13 protein-coding genes are annotated in these 17,139 nt (G+C 66.5%); 8 read left to right on the top strand and 5 right to left on the bottom strand.

Features of this window, described 5'->3' with window-relative positions:
* The first annotated feature begins 551 nt into the window (after window positions 1-551).
* The 3 genes from M9921_09360 (at window position 552) to M9921_09350 (ending at window position 5,372) form a co-directional block, all read left to right on the top strand.
* Window positions 552-2,654 carry an acetylornithine transaminase gene (locus M9921_09360; protein ID MCO5297051.1) on the top strand — a complete coding sequence of 701 codons (2,103 nt, stop codon included), beginning with the start codon at window positions 552-554 and terminating at the stop codon, window positions 2,652-2,654.
* Between the two features lie 14 nt (window positions 2,655-2,668).
* Window positions 2,669-3,880: an argininosuccinate synthase gene (locus M9921_09355; protein ID MCO5297050.1), complete on the top strand. Its 1,212-nt coding sequence runs from the start codon at window positions 2,669-2,671 to the stop codon at window positions 3,878-3,880.
* A gap of 97 nt (window positions 3,881-3,977) precedes the next feature.
* Window positions 3,978-5,372, top strand: coding sequence for an MBL fold metallo-hydrolase (locus tag M9921_09350; GenBank protein MCO5297049.1), 1,395 nt, complete (start codon window positions 3,978-3,980; stop codon window positions 5,370-5,372).
* Window positions 5,373-5,488: 116 nt separating this feature from the next.
* On the opposite strand, the gene M9921_09345 is transcribed toward M9921_09350, so the two are convergent.
* Genes M9921_09345 through pckA form a run of 4 tightly spaced genes read right to left on the bottom strand, consistent with a single transcriptional unit; the run spans window position 5,489 to window position 12,108 of the window.
* A complete protein-coding gene (locus M9921_09345; GenBank protein ID MCO5297048.1) occupies window positions 5,489-6,655 on the bottom strand; it encodes a GNAT family N-acetyltransferase in 1,167 nt (388 codons plus the stop codon).
* Window positions 6,642-8,030: an argininosuccinate lyase gene (gene argH / locus M9921_09340; GenBank protein ID MCO5297047.1), complete on the bottom strand. Its 1,389-nt coding sequence runs from the start codon at window positions 8,028-8,030 to the stop codon at window positions 6,642-6,644. The genes M9921_09345 and argH overlap by 14 nt, the downstream gene beginning before the upstream one ends.
* Before the next feature lie 25 nt (window positions 8,031-8,055).
* Entirely contained in the window at window positions 8,056-10,533 is a 2,478-nt protein-coding gene (locus M9921_09335) for a hypothetical protein (GenBank protein MCO5297046.1), read from the bottom strand.
* Between the two features lie 42 nt (window positions 10,534-10,575).
* Window positions 10,576-12,108, bottom strand: coding sequence for a phosphoenolpyruvate carboxykinase (ATP) (gene pckA, locus M9921_09330; protein MCO5297045.1), 1,533 nt, complete (start codon window positions 12,106-12,108; stop codon window positions 10,576-10,578).
* A 98-nt stretch (window positions 12,109-12,206) separates the two neighbouring features.
* On the opposite strand from pckA, the gene M9921_09325 reads away from it, so the two are divergent.
* The 4 genes from M9921_09325 to M9921_09310 all read left to right on the top strand — a co-directional run bounded on the left by M9921_09325 (window position 12,207) and on the right by M9921_09310 (window position 15,096).
* Window positions 12,207-12,497, top strand: coding sequence for a 4a-hydroxytetrahydrobiopterin dehydratase (locus tag M9921_09325; GenBank protein ID MCO5297044.1), 291 nt, complete (start codon window positions 12,207-12,209; stop codon window positions 12,495-12,497).
* Between the two features lie 84 nt (window positions 12,498-12,581).
* Window positions 12,582-13,418 (top strand): tetratricopeptide repeat protein, encoded by an 837-nt coding sequence (locus tag M9921_09320; protein ID MCO5297043.1) that lies wholly within the window; start codon window positions 12,582-12,584, stop codon window positions 13,416-13,418.
* On the top strand, window positions 13,415-14,062 hold the full coding sequence (locus M9921_09315) for an ankyrin repeat domain-containing protein (protein ID MCO5297042.1): 648 nt from the start codon (window positions 13,415-13,417) through the stop codon (window positions 14,060-14,062). The genes M9921_09320 and M9921_09315 overlap by 4 nt, the downstream gene beginning before the upstream one ends.
* 92 nt (window positions 14,063-14,154) lie before the next feature.
* Complete coding sequence (locus M9921_09310) at window positions 14,155-15,096, top strand: PEP-CTERM sorting domain-containing protein (protein ID MCO5297041.1); 942 nt, start codon at window positions 14,155-14,157, stop codon at window positions 15,094-15,096.
* Between the two features lie 41 nt (window positions 15,097-15,137).
* Here M9921_09310 and M9921_09305 read toward each other — a convergent pair whose 3' ends face one another.
* Window positions 15,138-15,569, bottom strand: coding sequence for a hypothetical protein (locus M9921_09305; GenBank protein ID MCO5297040.1), 432 nt, complete (start codon window positions 15,567-15,569; stop codon window positions 15,138-15,140).
* A gap of 88 nt (window positions 15,570-15,657) precedes the next feature.
* On the opposite strand from M9921_09305, the gene M9921_09300 reads away from it, so the two are divergent.
* Entirely contained in the window at window positions 15,658-17,064 is a 1,407-nt protein-coding gene (locus M9921_09300; protein MCO5297039.1) for a M20/M25/M40 family metallo-hydrolase, read from the top strand.
* Window positions 17,065-17,139: the final 75 nt, after the last annotated feature.

Genomic DNA, 17,139 nt, shown 5'->3' with positions numbered 1-17,139 from the left:
GCTTGCCTTGCAACTCTTGCGGGGCTATAATCGTCTTCAAGGTAGGCGGGCCCAAGGGCTTGTCTGCTTCCGGCGGCTTCGGCCGACGGGCGCGGGGAAACCCGCAAAGCGAGGCTCCCGGCAGGGACCTCTGAAACGGAGGAGGTGTTTGATGAAAAAAGTTTTCTCGATTCTGCTAATTGTGAGCGTTATGAGCCTCGTGCTCGGTGGTTGCGCCAAGGAAGAAGCCGCGGATAATGCCGCTGCTCCTGCAGCGTCGGCTCCCGCAGAAGGCGGCTAGTCGAGTACAGCGCTTTAGCGCCACGGGCTCCGAAGACTTTTCTTCGGGGCCCGTGTTGTTTTTGGAGCCCTCCGCAGCGACCCGGTATACTTCCGCGCGATGACGTCGGCGAACCTTGCCAGCATCTCGTACGCAGTGGCCGTGGGCCGTGCGCGCCGACGCGCCCGTATCTAGGGGAGCCAGCCGCCTCTTCCCGGCACCGCCGCCAACTGGTTCCCGCATTCTCGATCCCACGCGCAACGAAGCGCTCCCACCGCCTTCCCGACGAGAAATGCTCAAATACGACACGATCAAACACGCCGACGACGAGTCGGTGCTTCCGCTCTACAACCGGTTTCCCGCCCTCATGGTCCAAGGCGCGGGCTGCAGCCTTTGGGACAACCGCGGCAACGAGTACCTCGACCTCCTGGCCGGGATCGCCGTGTGCCAACTCGGCCACTGCCACCCCGCCGTGGTCTCCGCGCTGAGCCGCCAGGCCCAGCAACTGATCCACACCTCGAACTTCCTGCTCACCGCGCCCCAGGCCCAGCTCGCCCAGAGGCTGTGCACGCTCTCGGGCATGGACCGCGTGTTCTTCACTCCGTGCGGCACCACCGCCCTCGAAACCGCGCTCAAAGTCGCCAAGAAGCACGGCAACACGAAGCGGCCGGACGGCGATTACGAGATCGTCACGCTCCACCGTTCGTTCCACGGCCGCACGCTCGGGTCGCTCTCCGCCACGGGCCAGCGCAAGTACCAGCGCCCGTTCGAGCCGCTCGTGCCCGGCTTTCGGCACATCGACGCCAACGACGCCGCCGCGCTCCGCGATGCCGTGTCGCACAAGACGGCCGCGATCGTCCTCGAACCCATCCAAGGAGAGGGCGGCGTCGTTCCCCTCACCACCGCATTCCTGCAAGAGGCGCGGCGCCTCGCCGACCAGCACGACGCGTTGCTCGTGCTCGACGAGATCCAAACGGGCGTGGGCCGCACCGGCACGTGGTTCCACTTCGAGCAGCACGACATCAAACCCGATGTGTTGGTGCTTGCCAAGGGGCTGGGCGGCGGCGTGCCCATCGGGGCGTGCCTGATGCGCGGCAAGGCGGCGAGCGTCCTCGAGAAAGGCGATCATGGCACGACCTTCGGCGGCAACCCGCTGGCGTGCGCGACGGCTCTGGCCGTGCTCGACACGATCGACCACCAGAACCTCCTGGAGCACACGCGCGAAATCGGCGGCCAGTTGCGCGCCGGACTGGAGGCCCTGCCGTTCACCGAGGTGCGGGGCGCGGGACTGATGCTGGCCGCGGTGCTGGAGAAGCCGATCGCGCGCGACGTGGTGGCGGCGTGCTTCGAGAAGCACCTCATCCTCAACGCGACCGACGAGCACACCCTCCGATTCGTCCCCCCGCTGGTGCTGAGGCCCGACCAGGTGCAGCACGCCCTCTCGGTGCTCGCCGAGGTGCTCGGGGTCGACGCGCCCAAGGTCGCCGCGGCGGCGACGGAACGGCCGACGCCGCTACACGACGTCCTGTCGATCGACGATCTCTCGTCGTCGCGGCTGCAGGACGTGCTGACCTTGGCCGCCGATCTCAAGATGCGGCGCCGGGAATCGCCCAGCCCGATCGCCGCCGTGGAAGGGCGCACGGTCGCCCTCGTGTTCGAAAAGCCGTCCCTGCGCACCCGCATGAGCTTCGAAGCCGGCATTCGAGAGTTGGGTGGCAACGCCGTCTATCTCACGAAGGCCGACATCGGTCTCGGCGAGCGCGAGGCGCTGAAGGACATCGCCGCGAACCTCTCGCGCTGGGCGTGCATGATCGTGGCCAGGCTGTACTGGCACCGTCAGATCGTCGAGATGGCCGAGGTTGCCGACGTGCCCGTGGTCAACGCGCTCACCGAGTGGGAGCACCCGTGCCAGGCGCTTGCGGACATGCTGACGATCCAGGAGAACTTCCCCGGAGAGAAGGTGAAGATCACCTACGTGGGCGACGGGAACAACGTGGCGCGCAGCCTCGCGAAGCTCGCGGGCAAGCTGGGCTACCCGTTCACGATCTGCGGCCCGGAGAACTTCCGCCTGGAGCCTATCGAAGGCGTGACGCAGACCAGCGACCTCGAGGAGGGACTGGCCGGCGCAAAGGCCGTGTACACCGACGTGTGGATCTCCATGGGCGACGAGCACGAGCAGGAGCACCGCCTCAAAGTGTTCGAGCCCTACCGGGTGGACGGGCGCGTCTTCTCGCTGGCCGACGACGACGCGATCTTCCTGCACTGTCTGCCGGCGCACCGCGGCTTCGAGGTGACCGACGACGTGATCGACGGCCCGCAGAGCCGCGTGATGGACCAGGCAGAGAACCGGCTCCACGCCCAGAAGGCGCTCCTGCAGAGGATACTGGAATCATAAGGAAACCTAACGAAATGAAGAAGGCACTCATCATTTACTCCGGCGGTTTGGACACCACCGTGTGCATTCCCCTCATGCGCGAGGAGGGGTTCGAGGAGATCTCGACCGTCACGATCGACGTGGGACAGCCCGCTGAGGACATCGCCCAAGCGTCCGAGCGCGCAAAGATTCTCGGCACCAACCACCACGTCGTTGACGCCAAGGCGGAATTTGCCGCGTCGTACTGCATGCCCGCCATCCACGCGAACGCCGACTACTTCGGCTATCCGCTTTCCACCGCGATCGCACGCCCCTTGATTGCCAAGGCTGCTGCGGAGAAGGCCAAGGAGATCGGCGGCGTGGACGCGTTCGTGCACGGGTGCACGGGCAAGGGGAACGACCAGTTCCGTATCGAGTTCGGCCTGCGGCTCTTCGCTCCGGAGATCCCGATCCTCGCCCCCGTTCGGGAGCGCAACCTGACCCGCACGTGGGAGATCGAGTACGCGGAGAAGGTGGGCGCGCCCATCGGGCAGAGCAAAGACAAGATCTGGTCGATCGACGAGAACCTCTGGGGCCGCTCGATCGAAGGCGGACGCCTGGAGGAGCCGGGCTATGCGCCGCCGGAGGAGATCTTCCAGTGGACGGCTTCGCTCGAGAACGCGCCCGACACACCCGAGACGGTCGAAATCACGTTCAAGAACGGGTCGCCGGTGGACATCACGAGCCACGAATACGAGCTGCACCTGTCCGACACCCCGATCCCGTTCGACATCGTGGCCGCCGCGAACGACATTGCGGGACGCCACGGCGTGGGTCGGGTGGACATCATGGAAGACCGCCTGCTAGGCCTCAAGGTGCGCGAGAACTACGAGTGCCCCGGCGCCGTGCTGCTGATCGCGGCCCACAAGGCCCTGGAGGCGCTGGTCACGACGCACGCGGAACGCGCCTTCAAGGCGCAAGTCGACCAGCAGTGGGCCGACCTTGCCTACAAGGGGCTGTGGTGGGATCCCTTCATGGAGGATCTCAACGCGTTCATCGGCTCGGTGCAGCAGAGGGTCAGCGGCAAGGTGCGGCTGCGGCTGTTCAAAGGCGGGATGCAGGTCGTCGGCCGCGAGAGCGAGTGGGCGCTCTACAGCGAAGCCGCCGCCTCCTTCGACGACACCGAAGCGCTCGAGCAAAGCCAGATGACCGGGATGGTGCGCACGCACGGGATGGAGAGCCTGCTGTACGCGAAACTACGGCGGTAGCATCGCTGATCGTCGGTCGTTTGTCGCCCATCGGCCCACCACTCTGCCCGACAAGCGACGGACGAAAGACGACCAACGAAATGGCATCATAGATGCCATGGTCTTCCGCCGCTTCTACGACACGTCCATCGCGCAGGCGAGCTTCCTCATCGGGTGTGCCGAGTCGGGGGAGGCCGTCGTCGTTGACCCCAACCGCGACGTCGAGGTCTACATCCGCGCGGCGGAGACCGAACGGCTTCGGATCGTGGCGATCACCGAGACCCACATCCACGCGGATTTCGTGTCGGGTGCGCGGGAGCTGGCGGCGCGCACGGGGGGCACGCTCTACCTCTCGGCCGAGGGCGGCCCCGACTGGCAGTACACCTACGGCGCGGAAGAGGGCGCGGTCGCGCTGCACGACGGCGACGAGGTGCGGGTGGGCAAGGTCGTGCTCACCGTGATGCACACGCCCGGGCACACGCCGGAACACCTGGTCTTCCTCGTGACGGACAAAGCCAGCTCCTCGGAACCGGTCGGCATGCTCTCGGGCGACTTCCTGTTCGTGGGCGACGTCGGCCGGCCCGACCTGCTGGAGGTCGCTGCAGGCGTCAAAGACACGATGCGGGTCGGGGCCGAAACGTTGTTCGGCTCCCTGGCCAAGGTGAGGAAGCTCCGCAACGACCTGCTGGTCTGGCCCGGCCACGGCGCGGGTTCGGCGTGTGGCAAGGCGCTGGGTGGACTGCCCGAAACGACCCTGGGATACGAGATGGCGACGAACTGGGCCTTCAAGGGCGACGAAGGTTCGTTCGTCGCCGAGGTGCTGAGCGATCAGCCCGAACCCCCTCGCTACTTCGCCACGATGAAGCGGGTGAACAAGGAGGGTCCGTCCCTCGTGGGGAAGCTCGCCGCGCCTCCGCAGTATGGAGCTTCGCGCCTTCCGAGCGTGCTGGACTCCGGCGCGACGGTGGTCGACGTGCGCTACTACGATCCGTTCGAGGCCGAGCATGTGAAGGGGACCGTGGGGATGCCGCTCGACGACGCGTTTGCCAAGGAGGCGGGCTCGCTGCTGGACGAGAAGGCGCCCGTCTATCTCATCGCAGTCGACGAGGGCCAGGCGCGGGAGGCGGCGGCGGTGATGCTCAAGATCGGATTGGAGGGGGTGTTCGGCTGGTTCGAAGCCGCGCCCGCGCTTTGGGCCATGCGCCGGCTTGGCCGCACGGGCCCCTTGCCCATGATCGAGCCCAACGCGTACCTGGAACGGCTGCGGGATGGGTCGATGGCTGGGCTCGACGTGAGGGGCCGGGCGGAACTCGCACAAGGCGAGGTGGCCGAGGCGAAGCTGATTCCCCTCGTGGAGCTGGCGGGCCGGTTGTCTGAGATCGACCGCTCAAGGCCGGTCGGAGTGTTCTGCCAGGGAGGCGGCCGGTCCATGGTGGCCACCAGCTTCCTGAGGCGCCACGGGATCGACGCCTCCAACGTGGCCGGTGGGCTGGAAGCGATCCAAGCGCTGTAAGCGTATGGGAGTGCGCGCGCTCGCGCGTCGCCCTGTCCCCGAGCGGCTCGCCGCGAGTCAGAAGTCGGGCAAACCCGACTCAGTCAGGGCGACGACCAAGGTCACGCACTCCCATATTAGAAGAAGTCCATGCAGTACGCGCGGCCGCGTGGGAAGAGGGTTTGAAGGCGCCGGCGGGCCTCGGGTTGGCACTGCATCACGCCCGCGATAACCAACTCTTCCGCACACGGCTCCCCGTGCGCGGCTTGCGTGAGGGCGCCGATGGACGCCGACGCTTCGGGGGTCCCGCCCCGGACCGTCTCCATCCCGTCCTCCGACCAGCTCACCGTCCACTGGCCGGCGTTCTCGGGAAGCTCGGGGTCGAGCACGTCGATTCCCAACGAGCCCTCGCCCGCCGGCTGAAGGGCCGCGAGCACGGTGGGTACGTCGAGCACGCGGCTCGTCATCCACCGCTCGAGAGAAACCTGCACCCCTTGGTCCAGCGAACGCGCGAGGAAGGGCGAGTCGCCCGGCTCGTACCAAGCCAAGGCCGACTTGTTCGAGGCCAGAGAACGGAAGAACGCGAGCAACCCGTTGTAACCAGCCCCCGACGACCAGGCCACTTCCGAAACCGCCTGTTGCTCCCAAAACGCGCTCTGAAGATGCACCACGGCGTACGCCTCCGCCGGGTCTCCGATCACGAACAAACGGGTCTTGCCGCCGGTCCCGCGCGTCACGGTCTTCCACTGGTCCGGCGAGCGGAGGTTCATGCCCGAGTAGTTCGAGGCGAACGCCTCGTAGACCGGCGCGGCCAGCGTCCAGCCCTCCTCGTCCATCGCCCGCACCTCCAGAGGACTGGCGACGGAGGGCAGCCGCGACTGAGGGCAGACGATGCGGAAACGCCTGCCGACCACCTCGTACCCCACCGGCCGGTAGAAGCTCTCGCGGAACGCGTAAAGCGAGGCCATCGCGTAGCCGCGTTCGCGCAGGCGGGGAAGCGACCAGCGCATCATCTCCCGGCCCAGACCGCCGCCGCGGGCCTCCGGCCGAACCGCGACGGCGGCGATGCCCGCGCAGCGAACGGGGTGGCGGGGCATCGTGGCGCGCATCGGGAGCACCTCGAAGTAGGCGAGGATGCGACCGTCGCGCTCCGCCACGTAGGCGTGGCCGTCGCCTTCGACCAGGGGTCGGTCCTCGGGCAACGGCTCGCCCGATCGGTACACCAGCGACAGCAGTTCGGCAGCTTGTTCCCGATCCTGGGCGTCGGTGTACTCGCGGAAGCGCACGCCGTCAGTAGGGCTCATGAAATCCCTCTCTCCGGAGCAACAATCCCGCCCGTCGAAACTGCGTACCGAACGCGCGGGGTCCGGTGCCTCCGAACGACTCCCTCGCGCGGACGCTGCGCTCCGCCTTCAGAGCTTCCAGCACCTCGGGCGGAGCCTCGGGCGCCACGATCGCCAATCGTTCGGCATCCAAACGATCGAGCGTCCACCCGCGCTCGATGCAGGCACGGACGGCGCGCCCCACCACTTCGTGAGCCTGTCGGAACGGCATGCCGCCCGCGGCGAGCGCATCCGCGAGGTCGGTAGCGGTCGAGAAGTCGCCCTTGCAGGCCTCGCGCATGCGGCGCGTCTGCCACTCGGCCCCCTCGACCATGAGGTGCACCAGCGCCAGCGAGTCGCGCGCGAGGTCGATCGATTCGAAGAGTCCCGGCTTGTCGTCTTGGGTGTCGCGGTTGTAGCCCAGCGGCAGGGCTTTCATCGTGGCGGCAAACGCCGTCCAGTTGCCGAGCGCCCGTCCGGCGCGGCCGCGGACCAGTTCGGCCATGTCGGGATTGCGCTTCTGGGGCATGATGCTCGACCCGGTGGTCACCGCATCGGCCAGTCGGACGAACCCGAACTCGGGGCCCGACCAGACGACCAGCTCCTGCGCCATCCGGCTCAGGTCGAGCATCAGCGACGCGCAGACGTGGAGGGCGTCGAGCACATAGGAGCGGTCGCTCGTGGCATCGAGCGCGCTGGGGATGGGCGCGGTGAATCCCAGGGCTTGGGACGTCGCGTGGCGGTCGATCGGAAAGCCGGTTCCGGCGAGCGCGGCCGAGCCCAAGGGGCAGTAGTTGGCGACGCGGACGACGTTCTCCAAGCGCCAGCCCTGGCGTTGGAGCGCCCAGAAATGCGCGAGCAGATGGTAGCCGAGGGTGATGGGCTGGGCGTGCTGCTGGTGCGTGCAGCCGGGCATCAGCGCCCCCTTGTGGCGCCTCCCTTGGGCAAGAAGCGTCTCTTGGAGCCGTTTGACGCCGCCCAGCAGACCGTCGAACCGCACGCGAAGCACGAGGCGCGTGTCGGTCGCCACCTGGTCGTTTCGGCTCCGCGCCGTGTGCAGCTTCGCGGCGACCTCGCCCTCGAGCTCGCCCAGGCGCATCTCGACGGCGGTGTGCACGTCCTCGACGTCTCGGGGGAGGCGCTGCGGGCCTTCGCTGAGGATGGTCTCCAGCCCGCGCACCAGATGCGAAGCCTCCTCCAAGGAAAGAATGCCCGTCTCGCCGAGCATGCGGGCGTGCGCGATCGACCCGAGCACGTCCTCGCGCCAGAAGCGCAGGTCGGTCTCGATGCTCTGTCCGAACCGATCGACCAGCGCGTCGCTCCCCTCGGCGAACGCTCCTCCCCAGAGTTTTCTCACGTTCGAATCTTAGCGTGTTTTGCGCCTAGAGCAGGATCGAGTTGAGCAGCAGCTTCTCGAGCCCTGGCCACAACGCCCGGTCGGTCGGGTCCTTGGTGAACAGCAGCACGTGCCCGCGGCCTACGGGCTGGTCGTGCAGCCACACGATGCCCGAGAGGTCGTTCTCGGTCTCGTCGGGCCACACCCATCCGCTCAACACCTTCGGTTTGGACGGGAGCCGAACCACGGCCCCACCCTCCTCTTTGGGCAGGAAGAACGTGCCGCCCGAGACCGGCAGCGCGATCCGCTCCGAACGGTAGCCAAACGCCCAGGGGAACCGAAGGTCCAGCGTCCCCTGCACCAGCGCGCCCGGCAGGTCGGCGCCGTCGCGGGTCTCCAATCCGCCGAGGGCCTTGTCCCGGTTCACCCATTGGGGCGACCCGAGCACCACCGCGTTGCCCCCCTCTTGGATCCACTTCTTCAAGTTCTCGTAGACGCCGTCGTAGCGGCCCCGGGGGAACACGAGGCACGTGTAGCGCGAGAGGTCGCCGTTCAGCGCGGAGGCCGACAGCGGCGTGAACGGCAAGCGGAACTCGCGCTCCATCAGATACCAGAGAGACCCCGCGCCGCCCATCCAGTCGCGATCGCCGAACACGATCCCGATCTCGGGCTTGCGCAACGAGCGGACGCCGGAGGAGCCGAGCGCGTCCTTGCCCGCATCGGGGTAGCCGGACCGGAGAGGGATCCAAAGGCCCGAAGCACCCAGCTTTTCCCGCACGCCGTCCTCGTTGCGCGCGCGCAGGACGAGGAGGGTGCCGCGAGGGTACGTCCGGCCGTCCAGCCGCATCGGTTTCTCGCTGATCTGAACGCGCACGCCGTCCCGGAGCAACCGTGCGGCATCGAGGAGATCCTCCCGATCGGTGTAGAGCCGCGCCCAGCCGATCGCCGACTCCGCCACCTTCGCTGGTGCGGTGGGCTGTGACGCGTCCTGGAAGTCGGGCGTGGAGGCGCTCCACCAAGCATCGAGGTTCTGGGCGTAGATCAGGCACCACGCCGTCGTGTCGTAGAAGTCCGCGCCCTCTTCGCCGGGGTACTGTTCGCCCCCCTTCTCGGCGTTGCGTTTTCGAATCTGTTCGCGGGTGAACGCCTCTTCAAAGTCCGACCCCGGCTCCAGCAGGGCTTTGGCGATGGCGCCCTGGGGCTGCTGGAGATCGATCACGAGGGCGCCGGCCGGCACCGTGTGGGAGCCGACCTCGTCCGCCCAGTAGTCGTGGGCGTCGGGCTGCTCGAAGGATTTGCCCGCGACCCGGGCGACGATGCCGGAGCGGGCAAGCTGCCGTGCCAGGCGCTGGAGGGGGCGGGGGTCTTCGGACTCGACCACGACGCGGCGGAACGAGCCCAAGGCGGTTCCGTCCACGATCTGCGATTTGAACCGAGAAAACGAGGCGAGGAGCTCCTCGTGCTTGGCGGCCGCCGTGGCGATGAGCGTGCGCGCGCTGACGAAGTGTTTGGCGATCCCGTCGCGGAAGGTCCAGACCGTCCCGTCCTCGCGCTCCATCGCCAACGTGTTTCCGCCGTCGGTCTCATGGGTCATGCCGATCGCGCCCGCGAGACTTGTCCAGGAATCCAAGTAGCCCGCGTAGTACAGATCGAACGCGTCGCGGATGTTGTACTCCCACTGGTTGGAATCGAACGCGCGCGAGAGGGCGCGGCCGAACGTGTCGGTCCACTTCTCGATGCGGGCGCGGTCGGCGTTGGCGTTCACCGACATGGGGTTGGGAGGGAAGAAGTAAGTGCGCGTCTGGCCGTGCTGGTCGGCGTAGACCTGGGGGTTCCACCGCAGGAACTCGGCGACTTCCGCGCGGGTCTCCTCTTGCGAGAACGCCACGCGATCGCGGTTGAGGTCGAACCGGTAGTGGTTGGTGCGCCCCCCGATCACGCTCGGTTCCAGGTCTTCGAACGCGCCCCGGGCACTGCTGCCGACGGCGACGGAGTTGGACCAGACGGCGAACCGCTCGTGTCCGTCGGGGTTGTAGACGGGGTTGAGCAGCACCACGACGTGGTCCAGCGTGGCGAGGGTTTCCGGTGCGTTCGAGGCGGCCAGGGTGTAGAGCAGCCACATGCCGGACTCGAAAGAGGCGGGTTCATTCCCGTGGATGCACTCGTTGATCCACACGAACGCGGGGCTGTCGGGCTTGGCCGGCGTCTTGCCGGAGGCGATGGCGGCATTTTCCTTCCGCAGCTCCTCGAGGCGCGCGATGTTCTTCGGGGAGCTGATGGCGAACACGCGCAACGGCCGGCCCTCCGTGCTCTTGCCGAACTCGACGGCGCGCACGCGGTCGGTGGCTTTCCCGGCGATGCCGAGCACCACCCGCTCCTGGTCTCGGTACGTCGTCTGGCGCGCCCCCGCCTCGTACCCGAGGATCGACTCGGGACGGGGAACGTCCTTCCGATAGGGTCCGTCGGTGTAGAAGTCGAACGGGGTGGCGTGCAAGACGCAGCCGAGGGCAAGCAGAGCGACCATAGGCGGCAGTCTACTAGGCCCTCCAGGGACACTCCCCCAGGTCTACACGAACTTCTTGTAGTTGGTCTCGAACATCGCGTGCAGCTCGCGCGCCTTCGCGTCGTACGCCTCTTTGTCGGCCCACGTTTTGCGGGGCACGAGCACGTCGTCCGGCACGTTCGGGCACGAGGTGGGGATCGAGAGCCCGAACACAGGGTCGACCGTGTAGTGCGATCCATCGAGCTGACCCGCCAGGGCGGCGTGGAGCATCGCGCGGGTGTGCGCGAGCTTCATGCGGTTGCCAACCCCGTAGGGACCGCCGGTCCAGCCCGTGTTCACGAGCCACACCTGCACTCCGTGCTTTTCGATCTTCTGGCCGAGGAGTTCGGCATAGACCTTCGGCCTCAGCGGCAGGAAGGGCGCGCCGAAGCACGTGGAGAACGTCGCCTGGGGCTCGGTGACGCCCGCCTCGGTGCCCGCGACCTTGGCCGTGTACCCGTTGAGGAAATGGTACATCGCCTGTTCCGGAGTGAGTTTGGAGATCGGAGGCAGGACGCCGAACGCGTCGGCCGTGAGAAAGACGATGTTCCTGGGATGTCCGCCGATGCTCGGTCGGACGGCGTTTTCGATGAACTCGATGGGGTACGCGCAGCGCGTGTTTTCGGTGAGCGTGCTGTCGTCGAAGTCCGGCACGCGGTGGTCGTCCAGCGGGACGTTCTCCAGCACCGCGCCGAACCGGATCGCGTCCCAAATCTGGGGTTCGCCCTCCTTGCTCAGCTTGATGCACTTCGCGTAGCAGCCGCCTTCGAAGTTGAAAACGCCCCGATCGTCCCAGCCGTGCTCGTCGTCTCCAATGAGCCCTCGGCCGGGGTCGGCGGAGAGGGTGGTCTTGCCCGTGCCCGAGAGCCCAAAGAACAGCGCGGTGTCGCCGTTCTGGCCGATGTTGGCCGAACAGTGCATGCTCAGCACGCCCTTCAGCGGCAGGAGATAGTTGAGGACGGTGAACACCGATTTCTTCATCTCGCCCGCGTACTGCGTGCCAAGGATGAGCACGGTTTTCTCCGCGAAGTTCAGGGCGATCGAGGCCTCGCCTCGCGTGCCGTCTGTCGCGGGGTCCGCCTCGAGGTAGCACAGGTCGATGACGGTCCAATCCGGCTCGTAAGTCGCCAATTCCGAGTCGGTGGGACGCAGGAGAAGCTGCTTGATGAACAACGCGTGGTAGGGTCGTTCGACGATGAAGCGGGCTCGGATGCGGTGGTTGGGGTCGGCTCCCCCGTAGGTATCGACCACGTAGAGGTCCTTTCCGCGCATGTACGCGTGGGCCTTGTCCATCAGGCGCGCGAAGACTTCGGGGGAGATTTCGGCGTTGTTGTCCCACCAGATGTTAGCTTCGCTGCCCGGCTCGCGGACGGTCACTTTGTCCTTGGGCGTGCGCCCGGTGTACTTGCCGGTGTACGCCACGAGCGCGCCGCTGGCGGCGAGAAGGTCGCCGCTGCGAACCGCGTGCTCGACAAGCTCGGCCGTGGGCAGGTTGGCATGCAGGGTGGCGCTGGCCAGGACGTCGGAAAGAGCGAGGTTTGGAGTCGTCGTTGACATGTCGTTTCTGATCCTTTTCGACAGCGAACGGGCGGTCGCCGACGGTCGAATCAGTGGGTTGGGCGAGGCCTCGCTGTCGTGCTATTCTACCTCTGGCCATGGCAGATCTCGAGTACGTGAAGCTGAGCGACGAGCAGGTGGAGCGGGAGGTGAATCTCCTGGATGGGTGGCTGGCGATCGACGGCCATCTCGCCAAGACGTTTGAATTCGACCGCTATCTGGACGGGGTGGCGTTCGCCGCGAAGATCGGCCAGGCTGCCGAGGAGTTGGACCATCACCCCGACATCTCGATCGGCTACAAGAAGGTGTTCGTGTCGATGAACACCCACGCCGTGGGCGGGCTGAGCCCCTACGACTTCGAACTCGCCCGGCGCATCGAGAGGCTTTGAGTTCGTCGGTCGTCCGTCGTCTGTCGTATGTCGGGGGGGCTGACGGAAGGACCGGCGCAGCGCGCGTCGAAATCCATCGCGGCGATGGACATCGATGCTCTGTGGGATTTCAACGATCCGGCGGCCTCCGAAGACCGGTTTCGCAAGGCTCTGATCCAAGCTGAGGCGCCGGAGCTTCAAGCCGAACTCAAGACCCAGTTGGCACGCTCCCTCGGGTTGCAGCGGCGCTTCGACGACGCGCACGCCTTGCTGGACGAAGTCGTCGAACTTCCCGATCCCTCGCCTCGGTTGCGTGTTCGTTACCTGCTTGAACGCGGGCGGGCGTGCAACTCGGGAGGGGATCCCGAACAGGCCCGGCCGCTGTTCGTCGAGGCGTGGAACGTGGCAACCGAGACGGGTCAGGACGCGCTGGCGGTGGACGCGGCGCACATGGTGGCCATCGCTTCGCCCACCGCCGAACAGATGGGCTGGAACGAGAAGGCCCTCGCCCTGGCCTTGGCTTCGCCCGACCCGAATGCGCGGCGATGGCGGGCGAGCCTCGCAAACAACATGGGCTGGACGCTCCACGACCAGGGTCGCTACGACGAAGCGCTTTCCAAGTTCGAGGAGGCCCTTCGCGCACGTCGGGAATTGGGAGATCCGCGCACCGAGGCCATCGCCCGGTGGTGTGTAGCCCGATGCCTGCGCTCGTTGGGGCGCTTGGAGGAGGCTCTTGCCATGCAGGTCGAGCTCGTCGACGAGGACCCGACGGGATACGCCCACGAGGAGAGGGCCGAGTGCCTTCTCGAACTTGGGCGGAAGGCGGAGGCGGCGCCTTGGTTTGCCAAGGCGGCGGAGAAGCTGGCCGACACGTTGGGCGACGATCCGGCGTTCGAGGAGAGGCTCGCTCGACTGCGCGAGTTGGGGATGGAATCGTCGTGATCGAGCACAAGGCGATGATGGACGCGGCCCGCAAGGGGGATTTGGACGCGATCGCGCGCTGCGCAGCCGAAGATCCTGCCAGCGTCGACGCGGTGAACGAGCAGGGCCTCCCCGTCGTTCTGGCCGCGGCCTACCATGGACACCGGTCGGCGGTCGAGAAGCTCATCGAACTCGGTGCGAAGCTCGATTTCTGGACCGCGTGCGCGGTCGGCCATCTCGACACGGTGACCCGTCTCGCCCCGGACCACTATGCGGAGCTCTCGCCCGACGGATTCACCCCGCTCTGTCTCGCTGTCGCCTTCGGGCACCCGGAGGTGGCGAAGGCGTTGATCGAAGCGGGCGCCGACCCGAACCAGCGTTCCGAGGCTCTGGGCGGTGTGGCCCCGCTCCACTCCGCGGTGTTCGGCCGCAACCTTGAATGCCTGCGGGTCGTCCTGGACGCCGGCGCCGAAGTCGACGCGCCGCAGGAGGGTGGGTTTACGGCGTTGCACGGCGCGGCGCAGAACGGGCATCGGGAGGCGGCGCGCCTCCTCATCGACCGCGGCGCCGATCCCAAGCGCCCGACCGAGCGCGGCCAGACCGCGACCGACATCGCCGCCGAACACCCCGAGCTCAAGGCGTTTCTCCTCGATCACGGGGGTTGAGGCATGAGACACGCCGACTTTCTTACAAATGTGCGATATGATGAAGGTGATCTGTACTGACAGATTTGTTTGCATGAGGAAGGAGGTTCAAAGTGTTCAAGAATCACGTTCGGGTGCCCATGGCGATGTTGGGTCTCTTGGCGTTGCAGGCGACCGCCGGCGCGCAGACGATCGATCCCTACTATTCGGGTAACTACAGTTTCACTTCTCTGGGATCGGTCCCAGGTGTGGTTCCCCTCTACGGGGGTTTGACCCTGCTGGCGGGGACGACGGACCGATTGCTCATCGGCGGCTCGGCCAACACCGCTGGAGGCCAACTCTATGAGATCGGCATCACGCGCGACGGGTCGGGCCATATCAACGGGTTTTCGGGGACCGCGACGGTCTTCGCCGAGGCGCCATACAACGACGGCGGCGTGACCTACGGCCCGAACGGCGTGCTGTTTGCCTCGCGTTGGCCGGTCAACGAACTGGGCCAATACAAGTTCGGCAGCACGACCCCCGACAAAGTGATCGACATGGCGGCCCTGGGGGTCGCTGGGTCCCACGCGGCGATCAGTTTCGTGCCGACGGGGCAACCGGGCGCCGGCCGCGTGAAGTTGGTCTCGTGGAGCGGTGGTGAATTCTACGATGCGACGGTGACACCGGACGGCTCTGGAACGTTCGATCTCGTCGGCGTGTCGCAAACGGCGACGCTGGGCGGCGGGCCGGAGGGATTTGCCTACGTTCCGATCGGATCGGCTTTGTTTGGGACCCCCAGCATGATCGTGTCCGAGTACTCCGCCGGAAACGTCGCAACCTACGAAGTCGACGCCAACGGAGATCCCATCGTTGGAACGCGGCGCGACTTCATGGTCGGGCTCTCGGGTGCGGAGGGCGCCTACATCGACCCCCTGACCGGCGACTTCCTCTTCTCAACCTTCGGTGGTGGAGACCAGGTCGTCGTGGTGACCGGGTTTGCCGTCCCAGAGCCGATGACGATGCTCGTCCTTGCAGCGGGCATGGGGCTCTTGGCGCGACGGCGGCGGCGCTAGCCGCGCTTTTGAAGGCCACGTCGACGAGCATCGGCGTGGCCCTAAGCCTTGGTCTCTTCGGCGACACGCATCAGCCGCAGGGTCGCGTTGATCGGGCTCTCGAGCTTCCACTCCAAGCGGTTTTCCTTCGAGAGGAACCGCATCTTGACTTCGCCTTGGCCCTCGATGAATCGCAGCGACCGGGCGCCCCGGGAACCTGACTCGGGAGAGAGGTACAGGGTCTCGCCGTCGTACTTCCATGTCCCCTTCTGGGACTTCATCAAGTTCAACTCGAACGAGCCATCCGCGCGGATCTCGACGCGGACGGTCGAAAGGGCGGCTTGGGCGAAAAGGACCTGCTCGGGGCTGGTCGAGGGAAGCTTCGAACTTGCCAAATCCACTCCCCACGTCCCGACGACGTCGGCCGAGGGATCCATGCGGCAACCGGCGACCAGGAGGGCAAAGAGCAGGGGAACCGACCAGCGCACCATCATTTGGTAAGAACGCACAAAAGGCCCGATCCGTGCCCGCCACGCAGGAGCGATTCGGGACCTGTCGAACGTAGTGTCCTTCGGAGGAATTATGAAACGAATTTCCGCAACGTTGCTCGTTGCGGCGGCGGGGGTGTTTGTCTTTGGACAGGCGGATCCCGCCACCGTGGCCAAGATCGTCGACGAAGGCAAGAATCACAACCAGGTGATGCAGCATCTCGCCTACCTCACCAGTGAAATCGGCCCCCGACTCACGGGCTCGCCGCAGCTTGAGCGAGCCTGCGAATGGACCATGTCCAAGTTTAGGGAGTACGGCCTCCAGAACGTGCACCTGGAGCAGTGGGGCGAGTGGGAAGTGGGCTTCGAGCGCGGCAAGCGCCAGTCCGCGAAGATGGTGGCCCCCGTGGAGCGCACTTTCGAATTCACCTCGCCCTCATGGACTCCGGGCACCAACGGGCCCGTCCGCGGCAAGGCCGTTCCCGAGCCGGCCACCATGGCCGACTTCGAGAAGGTCAAGGACTCGCTCAAGGGCGCATGGGTCCTGCGGCGCACCGCCGCCGGGGGGCGCCGGGGTCCCCAGCTCACCGACGAGCAGAAGCAGGTCCAGGAGGCGGTGGCCGATGCCGGCATCGCGGGAATCGTGTCGGGCTCGCGCAACGAGCTGGTCCTCACCAGCGGCCGCTACAACATCACGTGGGACGCGCTGCCCACCGAGGTGCGGCCGACGATCCGCAAGAGCGACATGGACGCGATCTTCGAACAGATCGACGCAGGCAAGAACGTCGAGCTCGAATTCGACATGGAGCAGCGTTTTGTGAAGGGGCCGCGCCAGCTCAACAACGTCGTGGCCGAGATCCCGGGGACCGAGCGCCCGGACGAGGTGGTGATCGTGAGCGGGCACCTCGATTCGTGGGACGGCCCCGGATCGCAGGGCGCGTTGGACAACGGCACGGGCACGATGGTGGCGCTCGAGGCCGCGCGCATCCTCATGAAGGCCGGCGCCAAGCCGAAACGGACCATCCGCTTCATCATGTGGACCGGCGAGGAGCAGGGCCTTTTCGGCTCGCGCGCTTACGTGCAGGCCCATAAGGACGAGATGGACAAGATCTCGGCGGTGTTTGTGGACGACGGCGGCACCAACTACCAGGGTGGCGTGTCGTGCACCAAGGAGATGGAATCGATGCTGGCGCAGGCGTTCAAGCCGGCGATGGACGCGTTCCCGGACATGCCGATGCAGATTCGGGTCGGAGACCGCATTCCGCCTGGCGGAGGCAGCGACCACGCGTCGTTCAACGCCGTGGGTGTGCCCGGATTCTTCTGGTTCGAGACCGGAACTTCGGACTACAACTTCGTGCACCACACGCAGCACGACCGGTATGAAAAGGCGATCCCCGAGTACCTGGTGCAGTCGTCCACGAACAGTGCGGCGGCATCGTACATCGTCGCGTGCGCACCGACCCTGCTCCCACGCCCGACGCCGCCTCCGGCCGGACGGTAGGGTTCGTTCTTGGTCCTTCGTCCTTGGTCCTTGGGCCCGGTTGTTCTTGGGCCTTGGGCCTTGGGCCTGGGGCGT

This window comes from Fimbriimonadaceae bacterium (assembly GCA_023957775.1).
In the GTDB taxonomy this organism is placed as follows: Bacteria; Armatimonadota; Fimbriimonadia; order Fimbriimonadales; family Fimbriimonadaceae; genus JAMLGR01.
This window is presented reverse-complemented; position numbering and strand designations above follow the sequence as displayed.

Excerpts from the sequence above, each read along its gene's own strand:
- M9921_09300 (MCO5297039.1), top strand. The coding sequence starts at position 15,658 with ATGAAACGAATTTCCGCAACGTTGCTCGTTGCGGCGGCGGGGGTGTTT.
- M9921_09345 (MCO5297048.1), bottom strand. The coding sequence starts at position 6,655 with ATGAGCCCTACTGACGGCGTGCGCTTCCGCGAGTACACCGACGCCCAG.
- M9921_09335 (MCO5297046.1), bottom strand. The coding sequence starts at position 10,533 with ATGGTCGCTCTGCTTGCCCTCGGCTGCGTCTTGCACGCCACCCCGTTC.
- M9921_09355 (MCO5297050.1), top strand. The coding sequence starts at position 2,669 with ATGAAGAAGGCACTCATCATTTACTCCGGCGGTTTGGACACCACCGTG.
- M9921_09350 (MCO5297049.1), top strand. The coding sequence starts at position 3,978 with ATGGTCTTCCGCCGCTTCTACGACACGTCCATCGCGCAGGCGAGCTTC.
- M9921_09320 (MCO5297043.1), top strand. The coding sequence starts at position 12,582 with ATGGACATCGATGCTCTGTGGGATTTCAACGATCCGGCGGCCTCCGAA.
- M9921_09305 (MCO5297040.1), bottom strand. The coding sequence starts at position 15,569 with ATGATGGTGCGCTGGTCGGTTCCCCTGCTCTTTGCCCTCCTGGTCGCC.
- M9921_09360 (MCO5297051.1), top strand. The coding sequence starts at position 552 with ATGCTCAAATACGACACGATCAAACACGCCGACGACGAGTCGGTGCTT.
- pckA (MCO5297045.1), bottom strand. The coding sequence starts at position 12,108 with ATGTCAACGACGACTCCAAACCTCGCTCTTTCCGACGTCCTGGCCAGC.
- M9921_09325 (MCO5297044.1), top strand. The coding sequence starts at position 12,207 with ATGGCAGATCTCGAGTACGTGAAGCTGAGCGACGAGCAGGTGGAGCGG.